Genomic DNA, 23,759 nt, shown 5'->3' on the forward strand with positions numbered 1-23,759 from the left:
AGCCGAACGCGGAGCGTCCGTTGCGGCATTCCCACGCAGAGCGTGGGAACGATCATTACAAGAAGAGGTGTCGATATGCGTCTATTGAAATCCGTACTCCCGGTCGCGCTGAGCGTGCTGTTCAGCGCAGCAGCCCACGCCGAGCCCCAGGTCAGCGTCTACAACTGGACCGACTACATTGGCGAAACCACCCTCGCCGACTTCCAGAGCAAGACCGGGATCAAGGTGATCTACGACGTCTTCGACTCCAACGAAACCCTTGAAGGCAAACTCCTCGCCGGCCGGACCGGTTACGACGTGGTAGTGCCGTCCAACCACTTCCTCGCCCGTCAGGTAAAGGCCGGCGCGTTCATGAAGCTCGATCGTTCACAGTTACCAAACTGGAAGAACTTGGACCCGAAACTGCTTGAATTGCTTGAGAAAAATGATCCCGGCAATGCGCACTCGGTGCCTTACCTGTGGGGCACCAACGGCATCGGTTACAACGTCGACAAGGTCAAGCAAGTGCTCGGCATCGACCACATCGATTCCTGGGCCGTACTGTTCGAACCGGAGAATCTGAAAAAGCTCAGCCAGTGCGGCGTGTCGATGATGGACTCCGCCGACGAAGTGTTCCCGGCCATCCTCAACTACATGGGCATGGATCCGCGCAGCGAAAAACCTGAGGACTACAAAAAGGCCGAAGCCAAGCTCCTGAGCATTCGCCCGTACATCACCTATTTCCATTCCTCCAAGTACGTCTCGGACCTGGCCAATGGCGACATCTGCGTCGCGTTCGGTTATTCCGGCGATGTGTTCCAGGCCGCCAACCGGGCCAAGGAAGCCAGGAACAGTGTGAATATCGCCTATGCCATTCCCAAGGAAGGCGCCAACCTGTGGTTCGATCTGCTGGCGATTCCGGCCGACGCGAGCAACGCCAAAGAGGCCCACGCCTTCATCAATTACCTGCTCGATCCGCAGGTGATCGCCAAGGTCAGCGCGACCGTCGGCTACGCCAACCCGAACCCGGCGGCCAAGCCGTTCATGGATCAGGAATTGGTCAACAATCCTGAGGTGTATCCGCCGCAATCGGTGCTCGACAAACTCTACATTTCCTCGACCCCGCCCCAGGCGATCATGCGTCTGATGACCCGGTCGTGGAGCAAAGTGAAGTCGAACAAATGACTCAGCACAGCGCACAGCACACCCGTTCCTATTACGCTGCTTCTGCACGGGCGACCACACCCTACCCCGCGCTGGACGGCGATCTGATTGCCGACGTCTGCGTGATAGGCGGCGGCTTCACCGGCGTCAATACGGCGATTGAACTGGCGCAGCGCGGCTTGTCGGTGGTTTTGCTCGAGGCGCGGCGCATCGGCTGGGGCGCCAGCGGGCGCAATGGCGGTCAGCTGATTCGCGGCATCGGCCACGAAGTTGAGGGGTTTGCCCGCTATGTCGGCCAGGACGGCGTGCGTTATCTGCAGCGCGCCGGCATCGATTCGGTGGAGCTGGTGCGCGAGCGCATCACTGGAAACGCCATCGACTGTGATCTACGTTGGGGCTTTTGCGAATTGGCCAACACCGCCGCGCAATTCGCCGCGTTCAAGCAGGAACAGGACAGCCTCGCCGAACTCGACTATGCCCACGAAACCAGGCTGGTCGGCCCGGAGCAGATCCGTCAGCAAGTGGTCGACGCCGGTGTGTACGCCGGCGGATTGATCGACATGGGTTCGGGGCACTTGCATCCGCTGGATCTGGTGCAAGGTGAGGCGCGTCTCGCGGCATCGCTGGGCGTGCGTGTCTTCGAGCACAGCCCGGTGCTGGAAATCCTCCATGGCACGACTGTCGAGGTCCGTTGCGCCACGGGTTCAGTGCGCGCGGGCAGCCTGGTGCTCGGCTGCAACGCGCATCTGGATGAACTGGAACCGAAACTCAGCGGCAAAGTGCTGCCCGCCGGCAGTTACATCATCGCCACCGAGCCGTTGGACGAAAGCCGCGCCGCGCAGTTGATTCCACAGAACCTGGCGTTGTGCGATCAAAAAGTCGGACTGGATTATTACCGACTCTCGGCGGATCGACGTTTGCTGTTCGGCGGCGCCTGTCATTATTCCGGCCGCGATCCGGCGGATATCGCTGCATACATGCGCCCGAAAATGCTCAAGGTGTTCCCGCAACTGGCCGATGTGCGCATCGATTATCAGTGGGGCGGCAAGATTGGCATCACCGCCAATCGCTTCCCCCAGGTCGGCCGGCTCAAGCAGCATCCGAACGTGTTTTACGCGCAGGGCTACTCGGGCCATGGCCTCAACGTCACCCATTGGTGCGCGAAGCTGTTGGGCGAAGCCATTCATGCCGGACACAGCCAAGGCATGGACGTGTTCGGCGGCGTGCCGCACATGACGTTCCCTGGCGGCCCTGCCTTGCGCTCGCCACTGCTGGCCCTGGGCATGTTCTGGTATCGCTTGCGTGAAATGCTCGGTTAACAGGCGCTTACACTGATCGTTCCCACGCTCTGCGTGGGAATGCAGCCCGGGACGCTCCGCGCTCCAAACTCGATCAAAAGGTCGCAGCGTTCGGTAGCTCCTTGCACTGCAATCGCGTCTCACCCCAGCTATACACATTTGCTCTATCGCCAAGCACTTCTATATTGATGAAGTGTTTTTGCGTTTCTGACGCTCAGTGCCCGAATAAATGAGGAGGACATGGATGAAGTCGTCAGCCAGCGACGAGCCGCGAGCACCCGGTCAGGCGCCGGTCAAAACCCGCCGTTTCGGCATTTCGCTGGTGTGGATCGTGCCCATCGTCGCGGTGCTGGTGGGCATTTCGCTGGTGATCCACAACATCCTGCAGGAAGGCCCGACCATCACCGTCACCTTCAAGACCGGCGATGGCCTGACCGCCAACAAGACTGAAGTCAGGTACCGCAACGTGGTCATCGGCCATGTCTCGGAAGTCGAACTGGCCGACGATCACAGAAACGTCAACGCCACGATCAAACTGGCCAAACAGGCCGAAGCCTTCACCCGCGAGGATTCGCAGTTCTGGGTGGTGCGCCCGCGCATCGGTGCCGGCGGTGTCTCGGGCATCGATACGCTGCTGTCGGGCGACTATATCGGCGCTGACATCGGCCAAGCGAACACTCGGGCAAAGAACTTCAAAGGCCTCGAGAATCCGCCGCCGATCACCTACGGCGAGCCGGGCAAGCGCTTCACTCTGCACACCTCCGACCTCGGCTCGCTGGACATCGGCTCGCCCGTTTATTACCGCAAGATTCCCGTCGGCCAGGTGGTGTCCTACGCGCTGGACCAGGATGGCAAAGGCGTCAATATCGAAGTCTTCGTGCATTCGCCCAATGACGCCTACGTCACCGAAAACACCCGCTTCTGGAACGCCAGCGGCATCGACATCAATGTCGGCGCCAACGGCTTTGCGGTGAAAACCGAATCGCTGTCGACCTTGCTGGTCGGCGGCATCGCTTTCCGCGCGCCGGACTACAGCCCCAACGACACGCCGGCCGGCGACGACAAGAATTTCGAACTGTTCGCCAATCAGGCCGCCGCCCTCGCCCCGCCTGACGGCAAAGCGCAGTATCTGGCGCTGCGGTTCGATCAGGCCTTGCGCGGGCTCAAGGTTGATGCGCCTGTGGAGTTTCTCGGTATCGAAATCGGCCGGGTAGTGGCGGTCAATCTCGATTTCGATGAGGTCAAGCGCACCTTTCCGGTGAATGTCGGCATCGTCATTTATCCCCAGCGACTCGGCCGCGCCCACGCGAAAATTCTCAAAACCTACCATGGCGACGAAAACGACGAAGCCACCGGCGCGCGTCTGCTCGGCACTTTCGTTGAAAATGGCCTGCGCGCCCAGGCACGCAATGGCAACCTGCTCACCGGGCAGTTGTATATTTCGCTGGATTTCTACCCCAAAGCACCAAAAGTCGCTTTCGACCCTACGGCACGGCCAATCACCATTCCGACCGTTCCTGGCAGCCTCGAGCAATTGCAGGAAAAACTCGAAGCCATGGTCAACAAGATCAACGCGCTGCCGGTGGAACGCATCGCCAGCAACCTCGACGGCAATCTGATCGAGCTGCGCAAAGGCCTGAAGCAGTTCAATGCCAAGACCCTGCCGGGCGTACAGAGCACCCTCGCCGACGTCAGCAAGACCTTGCAGTCCGCCAATTCGACTTTGGCCGAGGATTCACCGCAACGTGAGCAGCTGACCGAGACCCTCGACGAGCTCGGGCGCATGTCACGCTCGTTGCGTGAACTGTCGGATTACCTCGGTCGCCACCCTGAGTCGTTGATTCGCGGGCGCCCGGACAACGCCGCGCCGCTGGATCTCAAAGGGCCGCCACGCAATTGAGCACAGGAGCTGCATCCATGGCTTTACCGTTGAAGATCACCGTGCTCGCTGCTGTCGTACTGCTCACCGCGTGTCGCAGCGACCCGATCAGCTTTCACACCCTGACACCGGCGCAGCCGGGTGCCGGTCGCAACGGCACCGACATCGCCATCGAAAGCATCAGCGTGCCGCCGCAGGTCGATCGCGCGCAAATTGTCATCCGCCAAGGCAACAGCGGCGTGGCGATTCTGGAAACCGATTGGTGGAGCGCCACCCTTGCCGATGAGTTGCGCGGTGCCTTGACCGATCAACTGAGCAGCGGCGTCGCCCAGCAGCGCGCCTCCGTGCGTATCGACGTGCAGCGCTTCGATTCAATTCCCGGCCAGTACGCCTTGATCGACGTGAAATGGCGAGTGCGCCCGCTGGGTGCGGCGGACGCGGCGCTGCTGAGCTGTCGCTCGGTGTTGCAGACGCCTTCAGGGCCGGGCATCGACGAACTGGTGACCGCGCAACAGAACAACGTCAAACGTCTCGCTGCGCAGATCGCGCAAGGTGCCAGCGGCTCGCGCTGCCCGCCGCAGGCCTGACGCCGTTTACAAATCGAAGCGATCCACCGCCCGCCGCCGCTCGTTGTCGTCGCGCACGTCGTAGTTGGCGGTCGTCTGGATATTGCTGTGATGCGCCAGTTTCTGTGCGATCGACAGGTCGTGCTCCTCGATCACCCGAGTGATGAACGAGCGCCGAAAATCGTGGGGCATGATTTTCACCCCGACCTGCGTACCGCGCTGGCGGGCGATGTAGTAAATCGCATGTTTGGTAATGCGCTCGCGGGTGATGTGGCTGCCCCGGCGAATGCGGTTGAACAGAAACGCATCGTCGCTCTCGCCTTCCTTGAGCTGTGAACGACGCAGTTCCAGCCAGGCGTCGAGTTTGGCGAAGGCCCAGGCCGGCGCGTACTTGATCAGCTGTTTGTTGCCCTTGCCGGTGACGGTCAGGCTGCGCTCTTTGAAGTCGACCTGACTCAGATCCAGATCCACCGATTCCGACTTGCGCATGCCGGTGCCGTACAACAGCGCAATCACCGCCGCATCACGCAAGCCCTGTGGTCGTGGATCGGCAGCGCAGACTTCCATCAGTTCGTGAATCAGCGTGCGCTTGAGGTTGCGCCCCTGGGACAGCCGTGTGCCGGCGATGCCCTTGACCGAGCGCATTTTCAGCAGGTGATCCTGGCTGATCAGGCTCATGCGCCACGCTTCGTTCATCACCCCGCGTACAGCGTTCACGTAAAGCGACGAGGTGTTCGGTGCATAACCGTCGGCCCGCAAAGCGGCGACCAGCGCCACCACGTCTTCCGGTTGCAGGCCGTGCCAAGGGATGTCTTCGATATCGACGTCCTCGAAACCAAGACGGTCGGCGGCATCTTGCAGCACATAGCGCATGGTCAACTGGCTGGAAGGCGCCAGTCGCGCGAGGTAAACGGTCAGCGGATTGCTGTTGGACGGTGCGGGTTGGGTACTCGACAAATCACTCAAACGAAACGGCCTTGAAATAAAAAACGATTCAACAAAAACAATAAATGCATGAAATGAAACGCAAAAAAACGGCGTAGCTCAATGACAGGGGTTGCCGCGAAAGGCCGACAACCTGCCGTTCGAGGCCATAAAAGTCAATCGGGCATTCCCCGAACGGTCTGTTTGCTGCTTTATCAGCACGGTAGGCGAACTGAAACATCGCGCTCTTATGTTCAATGCAGGGACTGCGAACAGGAGTGCGGCATGAAGATCACGGTGTTTGGCAGTGGTTATGTCGGTCTGGTGCAAGCGGCGGTGCTGGCCGAGGTCGGTCACGAGGTCGTGTGCATGGATGTCGACGCGCAGAAGATCGAGCAGTTACGCCAGGGCTACGTCAGTATTTTCGAGCCGGGGCTGGCCAGTCTGGTGCGTGAGGGCCTGGATTCGAAACGCCTGCAATTCACCACCGATGAACGACTCGCGGTGTGGCACGGGCGTGTGGCCTTCATCGCGGTGGGTACGCCGTCACGGGAGGACGGTTCGGCCGATCTGCGCTACGTGTTGGCGGTTGGCGACGCGATCGCCCGGCATCGTGAGCAGCCATTGATCGTGGTGGAAAAGTCCACGGTGCCGGTGGGCACAGGTGATGCCTTGCGCAGCCACATCGAAAAGGCGCTGATCAAGGTCGGCCGCCTGCTGCAGTTCGATATTGTCTCCAACCCGGAATTTCTCAAGGAAGGTTCAGCGGTTGCTGATTGCCGACGGCCGGATCGTATCGTCATCGGTTGCGAAGGCGCTGACGTGCGCGATGTGATGCGCGATCTGTACGCGCCGTTCAACCGCAACCATGAGCGCATCCTGTTCATGGACCTGCGCAGCGCCGAGCTGACCAAATACGCCGCCAACTGCATGCTGGCGACCAAGATCAGTTTCATCAACCAGATTGCCGAACTCGCCGAGCACTTGGGTGCGGACATTGAAGCAGTGCGCCAGGGCATCGGTGCCGATACGCGGATCGGCTATCACTTCATCTATCCGGGTTGCGGCTACGGTGGCTCGTGTTTTCCCAAGGACATGCGCGCGCTGATCCACAGTGCCGAGCAGGCGCATTGCTCCAGTGATCTGCTGCAAGCGGTCGAGGCGATCAACCAGCGGCAGAAGCACAAGCTCTTTGCGCGCATCAACGCGTTCTACCGGGGTGACTTGCGCGGCAGGACCTTCGCCCTGTGGGGCCTGGCGTTCAAACCCAACACCGACGACATGCGCGACGCGCCGAGTCGGGTGCTGCTCGAAGCATTGTGGGCTGCCGGGGCCAGCGTGCGCGCGTTCGATCCGGAAGCCATGCTGCAAACCCAGAATCTCTATCCAGACGAAGCAAAACTGATGCTGATGGGCACGCCGGAATCGGTACTGGCCGGCGCCGATGCGCTGATCATCTGTACCGAATGGCAACAATTCAAGGCCCCGGATTTCGAGCTGATCAAACAACGGCTCAACAGCCCGGTGATCTTTGACGGCCGTAACCTTTACGACGCCGAGCGTCTGGCACGCAATGGCTTTCAGTATTTCCCGATGGGCCGTGGTGAATCGTGCAGGTTGCCGATCACATTGCGGCAGCGGCCGGCGGCGTCTGATGTAGCCTGAACCGGCCCGCCGGTGGCCAGTGATGGCAGTGGACTGCACACAGACCCTGTGGGAGCTGGCTTGCCAGCGATGACGGAATATCAGCCGATTCAAATGTTGCCTGACACACCGCAATCGCTGGCAAGCCAGCTCCCACAGGGACAATGTGCATGGGGCGATGGAGGTTGACCGGTGACGTTTGCCCAGAGAGGATGGCGTTCGCCCCAGGCATTCCGAATAAGGACATTCCCCTTCCGTGGCCACCTATTCACCTTTCATTCGCCGGCTGATGCTCAGCTCGCTGACCGTGGTCATCAGCCGTGCCCTGGTCAGTCCGCTGCTGACGCTGTTCCTCAGCAACAAGCTCGGCCTCGATCCGCAGGATGTCGGCTTGCTGCTGGGCATCGCCGTGTTCAGCGCCACGCTGCTGTCGCTCTACGGCGGCTACATCATCGACAAGCTGGACAAGCGCCAGTTACTGATCCTGAGCATGCTCTCCAGCGGTATCGGCCTGATCCTGCTGACTTTCGCGCAGAACCTGTATCTGGTGACCGTCGTGCTGATCATCAGCGAAACGGCCTCGGCGCTGTTTCTCATCGGCAGCAAGGCAATCCTCAGTGAACACCTGCCGGTGGGCCAGCGGGTCAAGGCGTTTTCCCTCAACTACACCCTGACCAATATCGGTTACGCGATTGGCCCGATGATTGGCGTGGTGATTGCCGGCGTGCAGCCCGCGGCCCCTTTCATCGTTGCCGGTGCGATCGCCATTGGCAGTATTTTCCTGCTGCTCGGCGCGGCCAGGGATGCCAGTCCGATAACTTCCGGCAGTGCACCGCAAAGTTTCCTCAACACGCTGATGATCCTGAAAAACGACCGCACCATGGTGCTGTTCACCCTTGGCTGCCTGCTCAGCACATTGGTGCACGGGCGTTTCACCCTGTACCTGTCGCAATACCTGCTGGTCACCCATGATCAGCAACAAATGCTCGACACCATGGCCGCCCTGCTCGCCTGTAACGCAATCACGGTGATCCTGCTGCAATATCAGATCGGTCGCTGGCTCAGCCGCGAACACCTGCGTCACTGGATTGCCGGCGGCACCGCGCTGTTCATCGTCGGGCTGATCGGTTTCAGTCTGGCCGACAGCCTGATTGGCTGGTGCGTGGCGATGTTCATCTTCACCTTGGGCGAGATGATCATCTATCCGGCCGATTTCCTCTTCGTCGACACCCTCGCCCCGGAGGCACTGCGCGGCAGCTACTACGGCGCGCAGAACCTGGCGGCACTCGGCGGCGGCGCGAGCCCGGTGATTTGCGGGTTTCTCTTGATGCACACGCCCGCGCCGAGCATGTTCTATGCGCTGAGCGGATTGGCGGCACTGGGCGGTTATCTATGTTTCGTCAGCGCACGTCGCACCGCTTCAGTGCAAAAATAGTGCACTAAAACTGCATTTATATGAATTTGTCAGCATCGAGTTTGATCGGCAAACTACGCGCGTTCCTCCCCCAATGTTGGAACGCTTCGAGGGCTTTCCGGATTTGCCGGACAAGTCCTTTTTTTTGTCTCGGATTTTGTAAAGGATCAGTTCTACATGCTTGCTCGCTGGTTGCCCGCTGCCATCAACACCCGTCCCACTGAATGGAGCCGTGCCGCGATCGGCATGGCCCTGGGCACGCTGTTCAGTGTGTGGATGTGTGCGCAGGTGTTCGGGCATGACGTTGCCTTTCACTTGATCGGCCCGCTGGGTGCTTCGGCGGTGCTGCTGTTCGCCGTATCCTCCGGCGCCCTCGCCCAGCCGTGGTCGATTCTCGGCGGCTACCTGTGTGCCAGTGTGGTCGCTTTGCTGGTGGCCCACGTGCTCGGCCGCACGCTGGGCAGCGCCTGCCTCGCCGCCGGCATGGCGATGATTCTGATGTGCTGGCTGCGTTGCCTGCATCCACCGGCCGGTGCCTTGGCATTGACGCTGGTACTGGCCGACCCTGCAACCATCGCCATGGACTGGGCAGCCATGGAACCGGTGATGCTCGGCGCCCTGTGCATGCTCGCCAGCGCGCTGGCCTACAACAACCTGACCCGCATCCGCTATCCGAAACACGCCGCCGATCCTGCGCCGCCCGTGGCCCCGGTCGACCGCCAGGCGATCACCGCCGAAGACCTCAAGCTTGCGCTGGCGGACATGGAAGCCTTCATCGACGTCACCCCCGAAGACCTCGAACGCCTGATCCACGCCAGCGAACTGCACGCCAAACGCCGCAGCATTACCGAAACTTTCAGATAGGCCCTGTAGGAGCTGACGAGTGCAACGAGGCTGCGATCTCTTGATTTCAAGAACCAAGATCAAAAGATCGCAGCCTCGTTGCACTCGTCAGCTACTACACACAAAAACGCAGATTCCCCCTGCACATATCCCCGTTGTACACGGCAAATTTGCACTGTTACGATCCGCTAACGCCCGCGCGCGGGCTTTTCGAATAAAGACAATAAAAAGCAGGGAGTTACAGATGACAGCTCAGGCTTCATCCCGGCGGACCCCGTCCATGGATGCCATGCAAAACGACGTGCTGGCCGAGGTGCGCAATCATATCGGCCACCTGACCCTCAACCGCCCTGCGGGCCTCAATGCAATCACCCTCGACATGGTGCGTCTGCTGCAACAGCAGCTCGATGCCTGGGCGTCTGATGCCGAGGTGCACGCCGTGGTATTGCGCGGCGCCGGTGAAAAGGCTTTCTGCGCCGGCGGCGATATTCGTTCGCTGTACGACAGCTACAAGAGCGGCGACACGCTGCACGAAGATTTCTTTGTCGAGGAATACGCCCTCGACCTGACCATTCATCACTACCGCAAACCGGTGCTGGCCTTGATGGACGGTTTCGTCCTCGGCGGCGGCATGGGCCTGGTGCAAGGCGCCGATCTGCGCGTGGTGACCGAGAAGAGCCGACTGGCGATGCCGGAAGTGGCCATCGGTTATTTCCCCGACGTCGGCGGCAGTTATTTCCTGCCACGCATTCCCGGTGAACTGGGGATTTATCTGGGCGTCAGCGGCGTGCAGATTCGCGCCGCCGATGCGCTGTACTGTGGCCTCGCCGACTGGTATCTGGACAGCAGCAAACTTGCGCTGCTCGATGAGAAACTCGATCAGATGGAGTGGCAGGACACGCCGCTCAAGTCGCTGCAGAACCTGCTGGCCAAGCACGCCGTGCAAACCCTGCCCGATGCGCCACTCGAGGCGCTGCGCCCGGCGATCGACCACTTCTTCGCCCTGCCCGACGTGCCGAGCATGATCGAGCAACTGCGCGCCGTTACCGTTGCCGACAGCCACGAATGGGCCGTCACCACGGCGGACCTGCTGGAAACCCGCTCGCCGCTGGCCATGGCCGTGACCCTGGAAATGCTCCGTCGCGGCAGGCACCTGAGTCTGGAGCAGTGCTTTGCGCTGGAGCTGCATCTGGACCGCCAGTGGTTTGCCCGGGGCGACCTGATCGAAGGCGTGCGCGCCCTGCTGATCGACAAGGACAAGTCACCGCGCTGGAACCCACCGACCGTCGCTGAGCTGGACGCTGGGCAGGTCGGCAGTTTCTTCCATGGTTTTGATGAGAGCGGGAGCTGAGTCATGCACGATCTCGAACTGACTGAAGAACAAGTGATGATCCGCGACATGGCCCGGGATTTTGCCCGTGGTGAAATCGCCCCGCACGCGCAAGCCTGGGAAAAGGCCGGCTGGATCGACGATGCCCTGGTGGCGAAGATGGGTGAGCTGGGCCTGCTCGGCATGGTCGTGCCCGAGGAATGGGGCGGCACTTACGTCGATTACGTCGCCTATGCGCTGGCCGTTGAGGAAATCTCCGCTGGCGACGGCGCCACTGGTGCGTTCATGAGTATCCACAACTCGGTCGGCTGTGGCCCGGTGCTCAACTACGGCAGCGATGAGCAGAAACAAACCTGGCTGGCCGATCTGGCCAGCGGGCAAACCATCGGTTGCTTCTGCCTGACCGAACCCCAGGCCGGCTCCGAAGCACACAACCTGCGCACCCGTGCCGAACTGCGCGACGGCCAATGGGTGATCAACGGCGCCAAGCAATTTGTCAGCAATGGCAAGCGGGCGAAACTGGCGATCGTCTTCGCCGTGACCGATCCGGATCTGGGCAAGAAAGGTCTTTCGGCGTTTCTGGTACCGACCGGCACACCGGGTTTCATCGTCGATCGCACCGAACACAAAATGGGCATCCGCGCTTCCGACACCTGCGCGGTAACGCTGAACAACTGCAGCATTTCCGAAGCCAACCTGCTCGGCGAGCGTGGCAAAGGCCTGGCGATTGCCCTGTCCAACCTGGAAGGCGGGCGTATCGGTATCGCCGCGCAGGCGCTGGGCATTGCTCGGGCGGCGTTTGAAGCGGCATTGGCCTACTCGAAAGACCGGGTGCAATTCGACAAGCCGATCATCGAGCACCAGAGCATCGCCAATCTGCTGGCTGACATGCACATGCAGATCAACGCCGCGCGGTTACTGATCCTGCATGCGGCGCGACTGCGCACGGCGGGTAAGCCGTGTTTGTCCGAGGCATCACAGGCCAAGCTGTTCGCATCGGAAATGGCCGAGAAGGTGTGTTCGTCGGCGATCCAGATTCATGGCGGCTACGGCTATCTTGAGGATTACCCGGTCGAGAAGTACTACCGCGATGCGCGGATTACCCAGATTTATGAAGGGTCGAGCGAGATACAGCGGATGGTGATTGCGCGGGATTTGAAGAACTATCAGCTCTAAAAGCTTCGCGAGCAGGCTCGCTCCCACATTGGGCGGTGGAGATTCCTGTGGGAGCGAGCCTGCTCGCGAAGGCGTCAGCTTGGGCACCGCATTTATTTGCCTTGGAATGCAGCCTCACGCTTGGCAATGAACGCCGCCATCCCTTCCTTCTGATCCTGCGTCGCAAACGCGGCATGGAACACCCGCCGCTCAAACCGCACGCCCTCAGTCAGGTTGACCTCGAACGCCCGGTTGACGCTCTCCTTGATCATCATCGCAATCGGCAGTGACTTGCCGGCAATCACCGCTGCAACTTTCAGCGCCTCATCAAGCAGCTCATCGCTCGGCACGATGCGCGCGACGATGCCGCAGCGCTCGGCTTCTACCGCGTCGATCATGCGCCCGCTCAGGCACATTTCCATGGCTTTGGCTTTGCCCACGGCGCGGGTCAGGCGTTGGGTGCCGCCCATGCCCGGCAGTACGCCGAGGTTGATTTCCGGCTGGCCGAATCTGGCGTTGTCGCCCGCCAGGATGAAGTCGCACATCAGCGCCAGTTCACAACCGCCGCCAAGGGCGAAACCATTGACCGCCGCAATGATCGGCTTGCGCCGGTTCGCGACACGATCGCTGTCGCTGAACAGATCGTCCATGTAGATCTGCGGATAGGTCAGCTCGGCCATTTCCTTGATGTCGGCGCCGGCGGCGAAGGCTTTTTTCGAACCGGTGAGGACGATGCAGCCAATGTGCGCATCGGCTTCCAGCGTATCGAGGGCGTGGTTCACTTCGCTGACCAGTTGCGCATTCAGCGCGTTCAGCGCCTGTGGCCGGTTGAGGGTGATCAGGCCGACGCGGTCGCGGGTTTCCAGCAGAATCGTTTCGTAAGTCATGAATAAAATTCCTTGTCAGAGATTGCGCGAAATGACCATGCGCTGAATGTCGCTGGTGCCTTCGTAGATCTGGCAGACGCGCACGTCGCGGTAGATGCGTTCCAGCGGGAAGTCGTTGAGGTAACCGTAACCGCCGAGGGTTTGCAAGGCCATGGAACAGACCTTCTCGGCCATTTCCGAGGCAAATAACTTGGCCATCGATGCCTCGACCAGCGCCGGTTGGCCGCTGTCGCGCAAGGCTGCGGCGTAATGCACCATCTGCCGGGCGACGGCAATTTGCGTGGCCATGTCCGCCAGGCGGAACGCCACGGCCTGATGCTCGATGATCGGCTTGCCGAAGGTGTCACGCTCGCGGGCGTAATCACGCGCGGCTTCGAATGCAGCGCGGGCCATGCCGACGGCTTGCGAGGCGATACCGACGCGGCCCCCTTCGAGGTTGGCCAAGGCAATCTTGTAGCCCTCGCCCTCTTCGCCAAGGCGGTTGGCGACCGGCACTTTCACCTCTTCGAAGAGGATCTGGCAGGTGTCGGAGGCGTGCTGGCCGAGTTTGTCTTCGACCCGCGCAACTTTGTAGCCCGGCGAGTCGGTCGGCACGATAAACGCGCTGATCCCGCGCTTGCCGGCGCTCGGGTCGGTCACGGCAAACACGATCACGATGCCGGCGTTCTGCCCGGAGGTGATGAACTGTTTGCAGCCGTTGAGCACGTAGTGATCGCCTTCCAGCCGCGCACGGGTTTTCAGGCTGCTGGCATCGGAACCGGCCTGCGGTTCGGTCAACGCGAAGGCGCCGAGCATGGCGCCGCTGGCCAACGGTTTTAGGAAGCGTTCGCGCTGGTCGTCATTGCCGAACTTTAGAATCGGCACGCAGCCGACCGAGTTGTGCACGCTCATGATCGTCGAGCACGCACCGTCGCCGGCGGCGATTTCTTCCAGGGCCATGGCGTACGCGAGGTAGCCGGTGTCACAGCCGCCCCACTGTTCTGGCACGAGCATGCCGAAAAAGCCCAGCTCGGCCATCTCGGCGATGGCTTCCCTGGGGAAACGGTGCTCGCGATCCCACTCAGCGGCGAACGGTTTGAGCCGCTCCTCGGCAAACTGCCGGGCCATGTCGCGGATCTGGGTTTGATCTTCGTTGGGGATCATGGTGAGTCCTTAATTCTTCCAAACAACCACAAAACCTGTGGGAGCTGGCTTGCCAGCGATGAGGCCGTCACATCCAACATTGATGGTGACTGATCCATTGCCATCGCGGGCAAGCCCGCTCCCACAAGGTCAACTGTCAACCTCAATAGACGCATTCCACAGCCATGGCCGTAGCTTCGCCGCCGCCAATGCAGATTGCTGCAATGCCGCGCTTGAGCTGTTTCTGCCGCAGCGCCGCGAGCAACGTCACCAGAATTCGCGCGCCCGAGGCGCCGATCGGGTGGCCCAGCGCGCAGGCGCCGCCGTGCACGTTGAGCTTGTCGTGGGGAATCTCCAGGTGCGTCATCGCTGCCATGCCGACCACGGCGAACGCTTCGTTGACTTCAAACAGATCCACCTGATCCAGCGCCCAACCGGTCTTCTTCACCAGTTTCTTGATCGCGCCGATCGGTGCGGTGGGAAACAGGCCAGGGGTATCCGCGAACGCAGCGTGGCCGTGAATCACCGCCAGCGGTTTGAGGCCCAGTTGCTGCGCGTGGGACTGGCGCATCAGCACCAGCGCTGCCGCGCCGTCGGAGATCGAGCTGGAGTTGGCCGCCGTCACCGTGCCGCCCTCGCGGAACGCCGGTTTCAGCGAGGCAACCTTGTCGAGTTTGGCTTTTGGCGGCTGTTCATCGTTGCTGATCACCACCTGCTCTTTGCCGACGGTCACGGTCAGCGGGACGATTTCGTCGTGGAAGCTGCCGTCCTTGATCGCCTGCTGCGCGCGGGTGGTCGAGGCGATGGCAAAAGCATCCTGCGCTTCGCGGCTGAAGCCGTTGGCCTCGGCGCAATCTTCGGCGAAGGTGCCCATCAGGCGGCCCTTGTCGTAAGCATCTTCGAGACCGTCGAGGAACATCGAATCGAGCACGCGGCCATGGCCCATGCGATAGCCGGCGCGGGCGCGATCGAGCAGGTACGGTGAGTTGGACATGCTTTCCATGCCGCCGGCGATCACCACGTCGGCACTGCCGGCGAGCAGCATGTCGTGGGCCATGATGGTGGTCTGCATGCCCGAGCCGCACATCTTGTTGACCGTGGTGCAGCGCGTCGATTTATCCAGCCCGGCACCCAGCGCAGCCTGGCGTGCCGGCGCCTGGCCGAGGCCGGCGGGCAGTACGCAGCCGAACAGCACTTCATCAACCGCGTCGCTGGCGACACCGGCGCGTTCGACCGCTGCCTTGATCGCCGCCGCGCCGAGTTGTGGTGCGGTGAGACTTTTCAGTTCGCCTTGAAAGCCGCCCATCGGTGTGCGGACGGCGCTGACGATAACAATCGGATCGTTGGCAATAGTCATGACTAATCCTCCTTACTTGGCGGCCATGCGCAAGGCGCCGTCGAGACGGATCACCTCGCCGTTGAGCATGCTGTTTTCGATGATGTGACGCACCAGCGCGGCGTATTCGGCAGGCTTGCCCAAGCGCGGCGGGAATGGCACGCCGGCGGCGAGCGAGTCGCGCACTTCCGGGGTCATGCCGGCCATCATCGGCGTTTCGAAAATGCCCGGCGCGATGGTCATCACGCGGATGCCGAAGCGCGCCAGTTCGCGCGCAGCTGGCAAAGTCAGGCTGGCGATTGCGCCTTTGGATGCCGAGTACGCAGCCTGGCCAATCTGACCATCAAACGCTGCGACCGAGGCGGTGTTGATGATCACTCCACGCTCGCCGTCAGCATTGGCTTCGCTCTCGGCGATCGCCGCCGCAGCCAGGCGCAGCATGTTGAAACTGCCGATCAGGTTGACGTTGATCACTTGAGCAAAACTGCTCAGGGCGTGCGGGCCGTTCTTGCCGAGAATTTTCTCGCCGCGAACGATGCCGGCGCAGTTGATCAGGCCGTTGAGGCTGCCAAATGCGGCAACGGTCGCCTGCACAGCGGCTTCGGCGGCGGCTTCGTTGCTGATGTCGGCGACCACGCTTTGCGCACCGAGGCGCTGGGCCTGCGCGGCGACGGCTTCGGCGTTCATGTCGACCAGCATGACTTTGGCGCCGGCACTGACCAGCAATTCAGCGCTGGCGGCACCGAGGCCTGAGGCGCCGCCGGTGACGATAAAAACCTTGTTCTCGATCTGCATGACGGTGTTTCCTTGGATTCAAGCTGAAACGTTGTGCGCCGCGGCCTCTTGAGCCTTGGCGATTTCCTGGTTGCGCAAGATAAAGCGCTGCAATTTGCCACTCGGGGTCTTGGGCAATTCGCTGACAAATTCGATTTCACGCGGGTACGAATGCGCGGCCAGACGCTTGCGCACGTGTTGGCGCAGTTCTTCGGCCAACTCCGGCGCGGCGCGGTACTGCGCGCTCAGCACGACAAAGGCTTTGACCAGTTCGGTGCGCTCCGGGTCGGGCTTGCCGACGACCGCCGCCTCGACCACGGCCGGGTGTTCGATCAGCGCACTTTCGACGTCGAACGGGCCGACGCGGTAGCCCGAGGTGGTGATCACATCATCGCTGCGGCCGACGAAGCTGATGCTGCCGTCCGGGTTCCACTCCACGGTGTCGCCGCTCAGGTAGTAATTGCCGACGAAGGCCTTGGTCGGCGCGCCTTCATAGCCGCCGAACCAGCACATCGGCGACTGCGGGCGGTCGATGGCGAGAATGCCCGGCTGACCGACGCCGAGCTCGTTGTATTGCTCATCGAGCACGACGATGCGATGGCCCGGCGAAGCGAAACCAGCGGCGCCGACATGCACCGGGTGCTCGAGGCCGTGGTGATTGCACAGCACCATGCCCAGTTCGGTCTGGCCGTAATGATCGTGAATGACCACCTCGAGGTTGTCAGCGAACCAGCGGATCACTTCCGGGTTCAGCGGCTCACCGGCGCTGCTGACGATGCGCAGCTTGCCCTTGATCGATCTGGCGAACGCCTCTCCTCCGGCAATCAGCAGTCGATAGGCAGTGGGCGAGCCGGTGAGATTGGTAATGCCATATTTGTTGATTACCCGGCAGGTGCTTTCGAGGGTGAACGGGCCATCGTAGAAGGTGATCGGGTGACCCAACGCCAACGGCCCGGTCACGCCGAAATAAATGCCGTAGGCCCAACCCGGATCGGCAACGTTCCAGAACGCATCTTCGGGGCGCAGATCCACCGCATCGCGGGTGTAGCTCTGGAAGGCGACGATGGCCTTGAGCGGCACTGACAGCGCTTTCGCCGGCCCCGTGGTGCCCGAAGTGAACATCAACAGAAACGGGTCTTCGCCCGTCAGCAGAACCGGTTCGCAGACGCTGGAATAGTTGGCCAGCTCAGCCCAGAAACTGAAATCACCACGAACGATGCCCTGACCTTTGGCGCCACCAACGGTGGCGATGGTCGGGCATGCGCTGACTTCATTGAGCTTGGGGCGGTTGACCGCGTCGGTGACGACAACTTTCGCCCCGGAACTGTTCAGGCGATGTTCGAGGGCTTTCGGCCCGAATGCAGTGAATAGCGGCTGATACACCGCGCCGATGCGCCAGGTGGCGAGCACGGTGATGAGTAATTCGACGTTGCGCGGCAGCAGGCCGGCGACCTTGTCGCCCTTCTGCACGCCCTGGGCGAGGAGGAAATTGGCGAAACGCGCGGCTTTGTCTTGCAGATCAGTGAAGGTGTAAGTCGCACTTGAGCCGTCGCGACCTTCCCAGAACAACGCAATGCGCCCGGGCAAGGCATGGCGGTCGCAACATTCGACGCAGGCGTTGAGCGCAGCGAGCGTGCCGCTGAGCGATGCATCGACGGTGTGCTGATAGTTGAACTGTTCGGTGGCAGACAAGTAATCGCGCATTGCCAGAATCCCTCGGTGTTTTTATTAGGCTGGGAACCGTAAACAACACAGGGATAGTCGCGCCGCGCGGGACTCGGGGCAATGGTCAAAGTTATCAAAGTGGCTGACTGGTTTGGCCAAGCCGTGTAAGGGGAATGATCACGTGGCCCTGGGTGGGAGCGAGCCTGCTCGCGAAGGCGTCGGGTCAGACCACCTCATTGAGGATCAGTGTGCGGTAATGCCCCGGATTCGACCCGGACCATTTGCGAAACGCCTTGTAGAACGAACTGGCATCAGCAAAACCCAGCCGTGCAGCAATCTCGACGAAACTGATCGAGGGCTCTGCCAGCCAGGTAATCGCCAGCTCTTTTCGCACGCTGTCTTTCAGGCCCTGATAGGTCTGCCCTTCTTCGGCGAGACGGCGGCGCAGCGTGGACGCCGAAATACACAGTTGCTGGGCCAGCGCTTCGGTTTCCGGCCATTGCTCGGCGGGCAGCTGTCGCAGATCCTGTTTGATCCGGCTGGCCAGGCTGTCGGGGTCTCGGTACTTGACCAGAATGTTGGCCGGCGCCTGGGCCAGAAAGCGCTTGAGTTCTTCGGCACTGCGCTTGACCGGCAGATCGAGGCAATCGGCGGAAAAGATCATTCGTGTGCGCGGACGTTCGAAGCGCAGGTTTTCCGAAAACATCACCCGATAGTCGTCAGTGAAATCCGGTTCGGCGCAGCGCAGTTCAATCGCCAGAATCGGAATTCGCCGCCCGGCCAGCCAGCACGCGACGCCATGCACGATCATCCAGTAAGTGAAATAGGTAAAGGCGCGGCGCGGCTCGGCGTCGTCTTCGAGCAGGACGATTTCCGCAAGGCTCTGCTGATGCACCAGTTGAGCCGGCAGTTTTTCCAGCATCAGTGAAAGGAAACTCAGGCCAGTATCCAGTGCCGCCGCCAGCGTCGGTTGCGCCATGGCGCTGCGACACAAAAACGCCAGGCTGCCGGACTTGAGCGGGCGTGGGTCCATGCCGAAGAACTCGTCATCACCGCGTCGTGCCAGCAGGCGCCAGAGTCTGGCGTATTGCGAAGCCGGCACCCTGCCCTCGTCGGCCGTTAACTGAGCCGGATCGATGCCGACCTTGCTCAACGCCTCATCGCTGGCCGCGCCCGGGGCACAACTCTGCAGCAGCGCTTCGCGCACCAGTTGAATGGCAATGGTGTCTTTTTCCGCCATGGAGCGAGATGAGCCTTGTTATTTTCGGGTGGTGGGCATCTTAACCCAGCTCCTGATTTCACCGCAGGACCAATGTGGGAGCGAGCCTGCTCGCGAAAGCGGTGTGTCAGATAAAGACATGTCACAGGCATACCGCATTCGCGAGCAGGCTCGCTCCCACAGGAATCACAGTTGTTCAGCTAAGGTTCAGCTAAATGTCAATGAATGCCATTTGGGAATGAGTGTCATTATGTTACAACTTAGCCTCCTATCTAAATCGCTGTGGCTAGCCAATGCTCGTTCCCTTTTTAATCATGTTGCGCGAAGGCATCGAGGCCGCGCTCATCGTTGGCATCATCGCCAGTTACCTGCAGCAGACCGGCCGCGGCCAGTGGATGCCGGCCGTATGGATCGGTGTCTTCCTCGCCGCTGCCCTCGCCTTGCTGGTCGGTGGTGGCCTGGAACTGGTCAGTGCCGAATTTCCGCAAAAGCAGCAGGAGCTGTTCGAAGGCGTGGTCGGCCTGGTCGCGGTGGGCATCCTCAGTTCCATGGTGTTCTGGATGCGCAAGGTCGCGCGGTCGATCAAGCACTCGCTGCAAGCCTCGCTGGATCAGGCGCTGACGCAATCCAGGCATCAGGTGATTGCATTGGTCGCCATGGTCTTCTTCGCCGTCGCTCGCGAAGGCCTGGAAACGGTGTTCTTCCTGCTTGCTGTGTTCCAGCAGAGCGACGGCCCGGGCGCGCCGATCGGCGCCCTGCTCGGCCTGATCCTGGCGGTGATCGTCGGTTTCCTGATCTACAGCGGCAGCATGCGCCTCAACCTCTCGGCGTTCTTCAAGTGGACCGGATTGTTCATCCTGGTAGTCGCCGCCGGCATCCTCGCCAACTCGGTGCAGGCGCTGCATGAAGCCGGTCTGTGGAATCACCTGCAAACCGTGCTGTTCGACTTCAGCGCGACGCTGCCGATGGACGGCCCGCTCGGCTCGGTGCTGGCCGGCATGTTCGGCTATCAGGACGCGCCGACCGTCAGCACCTTGGGCGCGTACCTGATTTATCTGCTGCTGGCACTGGTGATGTTCTTCATGCCCGCGCCTCGCCAGGCGACGCCAACGACTTCCGTTTCCAGCCAATAAGGGCACCCATGTCTGACATTCAAACCCCTCGGGCCCTGCGTTGGGCGCTGGCCGGCTCGGTAGTGCTGATGATCGTCGCCGGTGGATTGTTCTGGTACGCCTCGAACATGGCCGCCGCCAAGCGTCAGCACAACCACGACGAAATCGTCGTCAATATCCATCCGCACAGTTGCGAGCCGAGTGCGCTGACGGTGCCGGCCGGCCGCGCCAGCTTCCGCATCGTCAACCGCTCCGAGCGTGCGGTCGAGTGGGAAATTCTCGACGGCGTGCTGGTGGTCGAAGAGCGGGAAAACATCGCCCCGGGCCTGAGCCAGGTGATCAACGCCAACCTGCAACCGGGCGACTATGCGATCACCTGCGGCTTGCTCAGCAACCCGCGCGGCACCTTGCACGTGACACCGACGGCAGCCTCGGATGCCGCCGCCAAGGCCAAGCCGTCAATGGTGGCTTTCGTCGGGCCATTGTCGGAATTTCGCGTGTATCTGGCGGTTCAGGGCAGCGCGTTGATCAAAGCGGCGACGGCGCTGAATCAGGCGGTCGCCAGTGGCGATCTTGCGCAGGCGCAAGCGTTGTACCTGCCGGCGCGTGCCGCGTATCAGCGTCTGGCGCCGGCGGCACAGCGTCTGGCCGAGCTGGACAATCAGATCAATGCCCGCGCCGATTATTTCGAGAAACGTGAGCAGGATCCGGCGTTTGTCGGTTTCCATCGCCTCGAATACGCGCTGTTTCAGCAGCGCAAACTCGACGATGTCGCGCCGATTGCCCAGCGCCTGCTCGCTGACGTCACCACGCTCAAACAGCAATTGCTCGCGCAGTCACTGCCGCCGGAGCAACTGGTCAGCATCATCGTGCGCAACCTCGACAGCCTCGCCGAGGTGCGCGCTGCCAGCGGCGAAGAAGAGCGCTACAGCCACAGCGATCTCAACGGTTTCGCCGCCAACGCGCAAACCGCGCGCAAGGTCGTCGACCTGTTGCGCCCAATGCTGAGCAAATCCTCCGCTGACGTGTTGGCGAACGTCGATCAGGCGCTGAGTGATTTCGACAGCCAGCTCAACGCGTTCAAATCCGCCGATGGCTACGTCAGTTACGACGCCGTGACCGCCGCGCAACGCCAGCAGATCGCCGCCAAAGCCAAGACTCTGGCCACGGCGCTGGAGGGCATCGACCCCGCCCTCGGCCTTTCCGGCCTGTAAGCAGAAGACGACCCGATGAACGATTCAGAACCACTCAACCTGCAACGACGTCGCGTGCTGATGGGCATGGGCGCCGCCGGTGTCGCCCTTGCCGGATCGGCGCTGAGCTGCCCGGCCATGGCCGCCGCACCGGCACAAGTCACCGAAGCACCGAGCAGCGACAAGACCGAAGATCGCCACGATTTCCACGGCGTACACCAGGCCGGCATCGTTACCCCGCGCCCGGCCTCGGGAATGCTGGTGGCGTTCGATGTGCTGGCCAGTGATCGCGAAGACCTCGAGCGGCTGTTCCGCACCCTCAACGAACGCATTGCGTTTTTGATGAAGGGCGGCCCGGTCGCACAGATCGATCCGAAACTGCCGCCGCCGGACTCCGGCATCCTCGGCCCGGTAGTCACCCCGGACAACCTGACCATCAGCGTTTCCGTCGGCGATTCGCTGTTCGACGAGCGCTTCGGTCTGGCGGCGGCAAAGCCCAAGCGTCTGCAACGCATGGTCGGCTTTCCCAACGATGCGCTGGATGCCGATTGCTGCCATGGCGACCTGAGCCTGCAGTTCTGCGCCAACACCGCCGACACCAACATTCACGCGCTTCGCGATATCGTCAAAAACCTCCCCGACCTGCTGCTGGTGCGCTGGAAACAGGAAGGCAGCGTACCGCCGCAAGCGCCGGCCAAACCCGGTGTGTCGGCGCAGTCGGCGCGCAACTTTCTCGGTTTTCGCGATGGCTCGGCCAACCCTGATTCCAACGACGCCAAGGCCATGGAGCGGATTGTCTGGGTACAACCGGACAGTGACGAACCGGCCTGGGCTGCCCATGGCAGTTATCAAGCGGTGCGCATCATCCGCAACTTTGTCGAGCGCTGGGATCGCACGCCGTTGCAGGAGCAGGAAAGCATTCTCGGCCGGGTCAAGAGCAGCGGCGCGCCCATCGGTGGCCACAGCGAAAGCCAAGTGCCGGATTACAGCAAAGACCCGGCCGGCAAGCTGACCAAACTAGACGCGCACATCCGATTGGCCAACCCGCGCACCGCCGCGGCCCAGGCCAACCTGATCCTGCGCCGGCCGTTCAACTACTCCAACGGCGTCAACAAGAACGGCCAACTCGACATGGGTCTGCTGTTCATTTGCTACCAGGCCGACCTGGAAAAAGGCTTTATCACCGTGCAAACCCGCCTCAATGGCGAGCCGCTTGAGGAATACCTCAAACCGGTCGGCGGCGGTTACTTCTTCACCCTGCCCGGCGTGACCGGCGATGACGATTTCATCGGTCGCTCGTTACTGGCTGCAACCTCCCACAACAAAACCGCATGACACCCAACCGACACTGGAGCCGCCCCATGAAAAAGACGCCACTCGCGTTATTGCTGACCCTTGGTTTGCTCAACACCCCGCTGTCGGCGTTCGCCGCGACGGCGCCGCTGGATCTGGTGGGGCCGGTGTCGGACTACAAGATTTACGTCACCGAAAAACTCGATGAACTGGCGAGCCACACCCAGCAGTTCACCGACGCGGTGAAGAAAGGCGATCTGGCCACCGCGCAGAAGCTCTACGCGCCGACGCGGGTGTATTACGAGTCGATCGAGCCGATTGCCGAGCTGTTCAGCGATCTCGATGCGTCCATCGACTCGCGTGTCGACGACCACGAAAAAGGCGTGAAGGCTGAAGATTTCACCGGCTTCCACCGCATCGAATATTCGCTGTTCGCGGAGAAATCCACCCAGGGCCTGGATGCATTGGCCGACGGCTTGAACAAGGACGTGCAGGATCTGCAAACCCGTGTGGCCGGGCTGACTTTCCCGCCGGAGAAAGTCGTCGGCGGCGCTGCTGCGCTGTTGGAAGAAGTCGCGGCGACGAAGATCTCCGGCGAGGAGGATCGCTACAGCCACACGGACCTGTACGACTTCCAAGGGAATATCGACGGCGCGAAGAAGATCGTCGATCTGTTCCGCCCGCAGATCGAACAGCAGGACAAAGCGTTCGTAGCGAAAGTCGACAAGAACTTCGCCACGGTCGACAGGATTCTGGCCAAGTACAAGACCGCGGATGGCGGCTTTGAAACCTACGACAAAGTGAAGGACAACGACCGCAAAGCGCTGGTCGGACCGGTGAATACCCTGGCGGAAGATTTGTCGATGATGCGCGGGAAGTTGGGTCTGAATTAAATCTTCAGCGCCTCATCGAGGGGCAAGCCCGCTCCCACAGGTTTCTAGGTGTGCACAGGCTTTGTGAAC

Annotated in this window: 20 protein-coding genes; 13 read left to right on the forward strand and 7 right to left on the reverse strand. The window is 61.3% G+C overall.

Annotated features, from left to right (window positions below; all coding sequences use genetic code 11):
- Positions 1-75: 75 nt before the first annotated feature.
- From ACZ0AZ_RS22955 to ACZ0AZ_RS22970, 4 genes are all read left to right on the forward strand, one after another.
- Positions 76-1,164 (forward strand): polyamine ABC transporter substrate-binding protein, encoded by a 1,089-nt coding sequence (locus tag ACZ0AZ_RS22955; protein ID WP_463538212.1) that lies wholly within the window; start codon positions 76-78, stop codon positions 1,162-1,164.
- Positions 1,161-2,462, forward strand: a complete 1,302-nt coding sequence (locus ACZ0AZ_RS22960; RefSeq protein WP_463538213.1) for an NAD(P)/FAD-dependent oxidoreductase — start codon at positions 1,161-1,163, stop codon at positions 2,460-2,462. Before ACZ0AZ_RS22955 ends, ACZ0AZ_RS22960 begins: the two co-directional genes overlap by 4 nt.
- 223 nt (positions 2,463-2,685) lie before the next feature.
- Positions 2,686-4,341: a PqiB family protein gene (locus ACZ0AZ_RS22965; RefSeq protein ID WP_463538214.1), complete on the forward strand. Its 1,656-nt coding sequence runs from the start codon at positions 2,686-2,688 to the stop codon at positions 4,339-4,341.
- Between the two features lie 17 nt (positions 4,342-4,358).
- Complete coding sequence (locus ACZ0AZ_RS22970; RefSeq protein ID WP_463538215.1) at positions 4,359-4,907, forward strand: PqiC family protein; 549 nt, start codon at positions 4,359-4,361, stop codon at positions 4,905-4,907.
- A 6-nt stretch (positions 4,908-4,913) separates the two neighbouring features.
- On the opposite strand, the gene ACZ0AZ_RS22975 is transcribed toward ACZ0AZ_RS22970, so the two are convergent.
- Positions 4,914-5,852, reverse strand: coding sequence for a site-specific integrase (locus tag ACZ0AZ_RS22975; RefSeq protein ID WP_306386498.1), 939 nt, complete (start codon positions 5,850-5,852; stop codon positions 4,914-4,916).
- Between the two features lie 243 nt (positions 5,853-6,095).
- On the opposite strand from ACZ0AZ_RS22975, the gene ACZ0AZ_RS22980 reads away from it, so the two are divergent.
- From ACZ0AZ_RS22980 to ACZ0AZ_RS23000, 5 genes are all read left to right on the forward strand, one after another.
- Positions 6,096-7,475, forward strand: a complete 1,380-nt coding sequence (locus tag ACZ0AZ_RS22980; protein WP_463538216.1) for a UDP-glucose dehydrogenase family protein — start codon at positions 6,096-6,098, stop codon at positions 7,473-7,475.
- Positions 7,476-7,710: 235 nt separating this feature from the next.
- Entirely contained in the window at positions 7,711-8,889 is a 1,179-nt protein-coding gene (locus ACZ0AZ_RS22985; RefSeq protein WP_463538217.1) for an MFS transporter, read from the forward strand.
- A gap of 156 nt (positions 8,890-9,045) precedes the next feature.
- Positions 9,046-9,732 (forward strand): HPP family protein, encoded by a 687-nt coding sequence (locus tag ACZ0AZ_RS22990; protein ID WP_463538218.1) that lies wholly within the window; start codon positions 9,046-9,048, stop codon positions 9,730-9,732.
- Between the two features lie 223 nt (positions 9,733-9,955).
- The gene (locus ACZ0AZ_RS22995) at positions 9,956-11,062 is read left to right on the forward strand and encodes an enoyl-CoA hydratase/isomerase family protein (protein ID WP_129999342.1); all 1,107 of its coding nucleotides are present in this window, start codon (positions 9,956-9,958) and stop codon (positions 11,060-11,062) included.
- Between the two features lie 3 nt (positions 11,063-11,065).
- Complete coding sequence (locus ACZ0AZ_RS23000) at positions 11,066-12,217, forward strand: acyl-CoA dehydrogenase family protein (protein ID WP_463538219.1); 1,152 nt, start codon at positions 11,066-11,068, stop codon at positions 12,215-12,217.
- A 92-nt stretch (positions 12,218-12,309) separates the two neighbouring features.
- On the opposite strand, the gene ACZ0AZ_RS23005 is transcribed toward ACZ0AZ_RS23000, so the two are convergent.
- From ACZ0AZ_RS23005 to ACZ0AZ_RS23030, 6 genes are all read right to left on the reverse strand, one after another.
- The gene (locus ACZ0AZ_RS23005) at positions 12,310-13,083 is read right to left on the reverse strand and encodes an enoyl-CoA hydratase (RefSeq protein ID WP_024012950.1); all 774 of its coding nucleotides are present in this window, start codon (positions 13,081-13,083) and stop codon (positions 12,310-12,312) included.
- Positions 13,084-13,098: 15 nt separating this feature from the next.
- Entirely contained in the window at positions 13,099-14,226 is a 1,128-nt protein-coding gene (locus ACZ0AZ_RS23010) for an acyl-CoA dehydrogenase (protein WP_463538220.1), read from the reverse strand.
- 142 nt (positions 14,227-14,368) lie between these two features.
- Positions 14,369-15,562, reverse strand: coding sequence for an acetyl-CoA C-acyltransferase (locus ACZ0AZ_RS23015; protein ID WP_463538221.1), 1,194 nt, complete (start codon positions 15,560-15,562; stop codon positions 14,369-14,371).
- A 12-nt stretch (positions 15,563-15,574) separates the two neighbouring features.
- Positions 15,575-16,336, reverse strand: coding sequence for an SDR family NAD(P)-dependent oxidoreductase (locus ACZ0AZ_RS23020; RefSeq protein ID WP_041480381.1), 762 nt, complete (start codon positions 16,334-16,336; stop codon positions 15,575-15,577).
- Positions 16,337-16,354: 18 nt separating this feature from the next.
- On the reverse strand, positions 16,355-18,019 hold the full coding sequence (locus ACZ0AZ_RS23025) for an AMP-binding protein (protein WP_463538222.1): 1,665 nt from the start codon (positions 18,017-18,019) through the stop codon (positions 16,355-16,357).
- Positions 18,020-18,203: 184 nt separating this feature from the next.
- The gene (locus ACZ0AZ_RS23030) at positions 18,204-19,220 is read right to left on the reverse strand and encodes an AraC family transcriptional regulator (protein ID WP_129999346.1); all 1,017 of its coding nucleotides are present in this window, start codon (positions 19,218-19,220) and stop codon (positions 18,204-18,206) included.
- 272 nt (positions 19,221-19,492) lie between these two features.
- Between ACZ0AZ_RS23030 and efeU the strand changes: the two genes are divergently transcribed.
- The 4 genes from efeU to efeO (ACZ0AZ_RS23050) are packed head-to-tail and all read left to right on the forward strand — an operon-like array spanning position 19,493 to position 23,690.
- Complete coding sequence (gene efeU, locus ACZ0AZ_RS23035; protein WP_129999347.1) at positions 19,493-20,332, forward strand: iron uptake transporter permease EfeU; 840 nt, start codon at positions 19,493-19,495, stop codon at positions 20,330-20,332.
- Between the two features lie 8 nt (positions 20,333-20,340).
- The gene (gene efeO / locus ACZ0AZ_RS23040; RefSeq protein WP_463538223.1) at positions 20,341-21,525 is read left to right on the forward strand and encodes an iron uptake system protein EfeO; all 1,185 of its coding nucleotides are present in this window, start codon (positions 20,341-20,343) and stop codon (positions 21,523-21,525) included.
- A gap of 15 nt (positions 21,526-21,540) precedes the next feature.
- A complete protein-coding gene (gene efeB / locus ACZ0AZ_RS23045) occupies positions 21,541-22,839 on the forward strand; it encodes an iron uptake transporter deferrochelatase/peroxidase subunit (RefSeq protein ID WP_463538224.1) in 1,299 nt (432 codons plus the stop codon).
- A gap of 26 nt (positions 22,840-22,865) precedes the next feature.
- Positions 22,866-23,690 (forward strand): iron uptake system protein EfeO, encoded by an 825-nt coding sequence (efeO, locus tag ACZ0AZ_RS23050; RefSeq protein ID WP_252887938.1) that lies wholly within the window; start codon positions 22,866-22,868, stop codon positions 23,688-23,690.
- Positions 23,691-23,759 lie beyond the last annotated feature (69 nt).

The sequence above is a fragment of the Pseudomonas sp. AC239 genome (assembly GCF_979258545.1).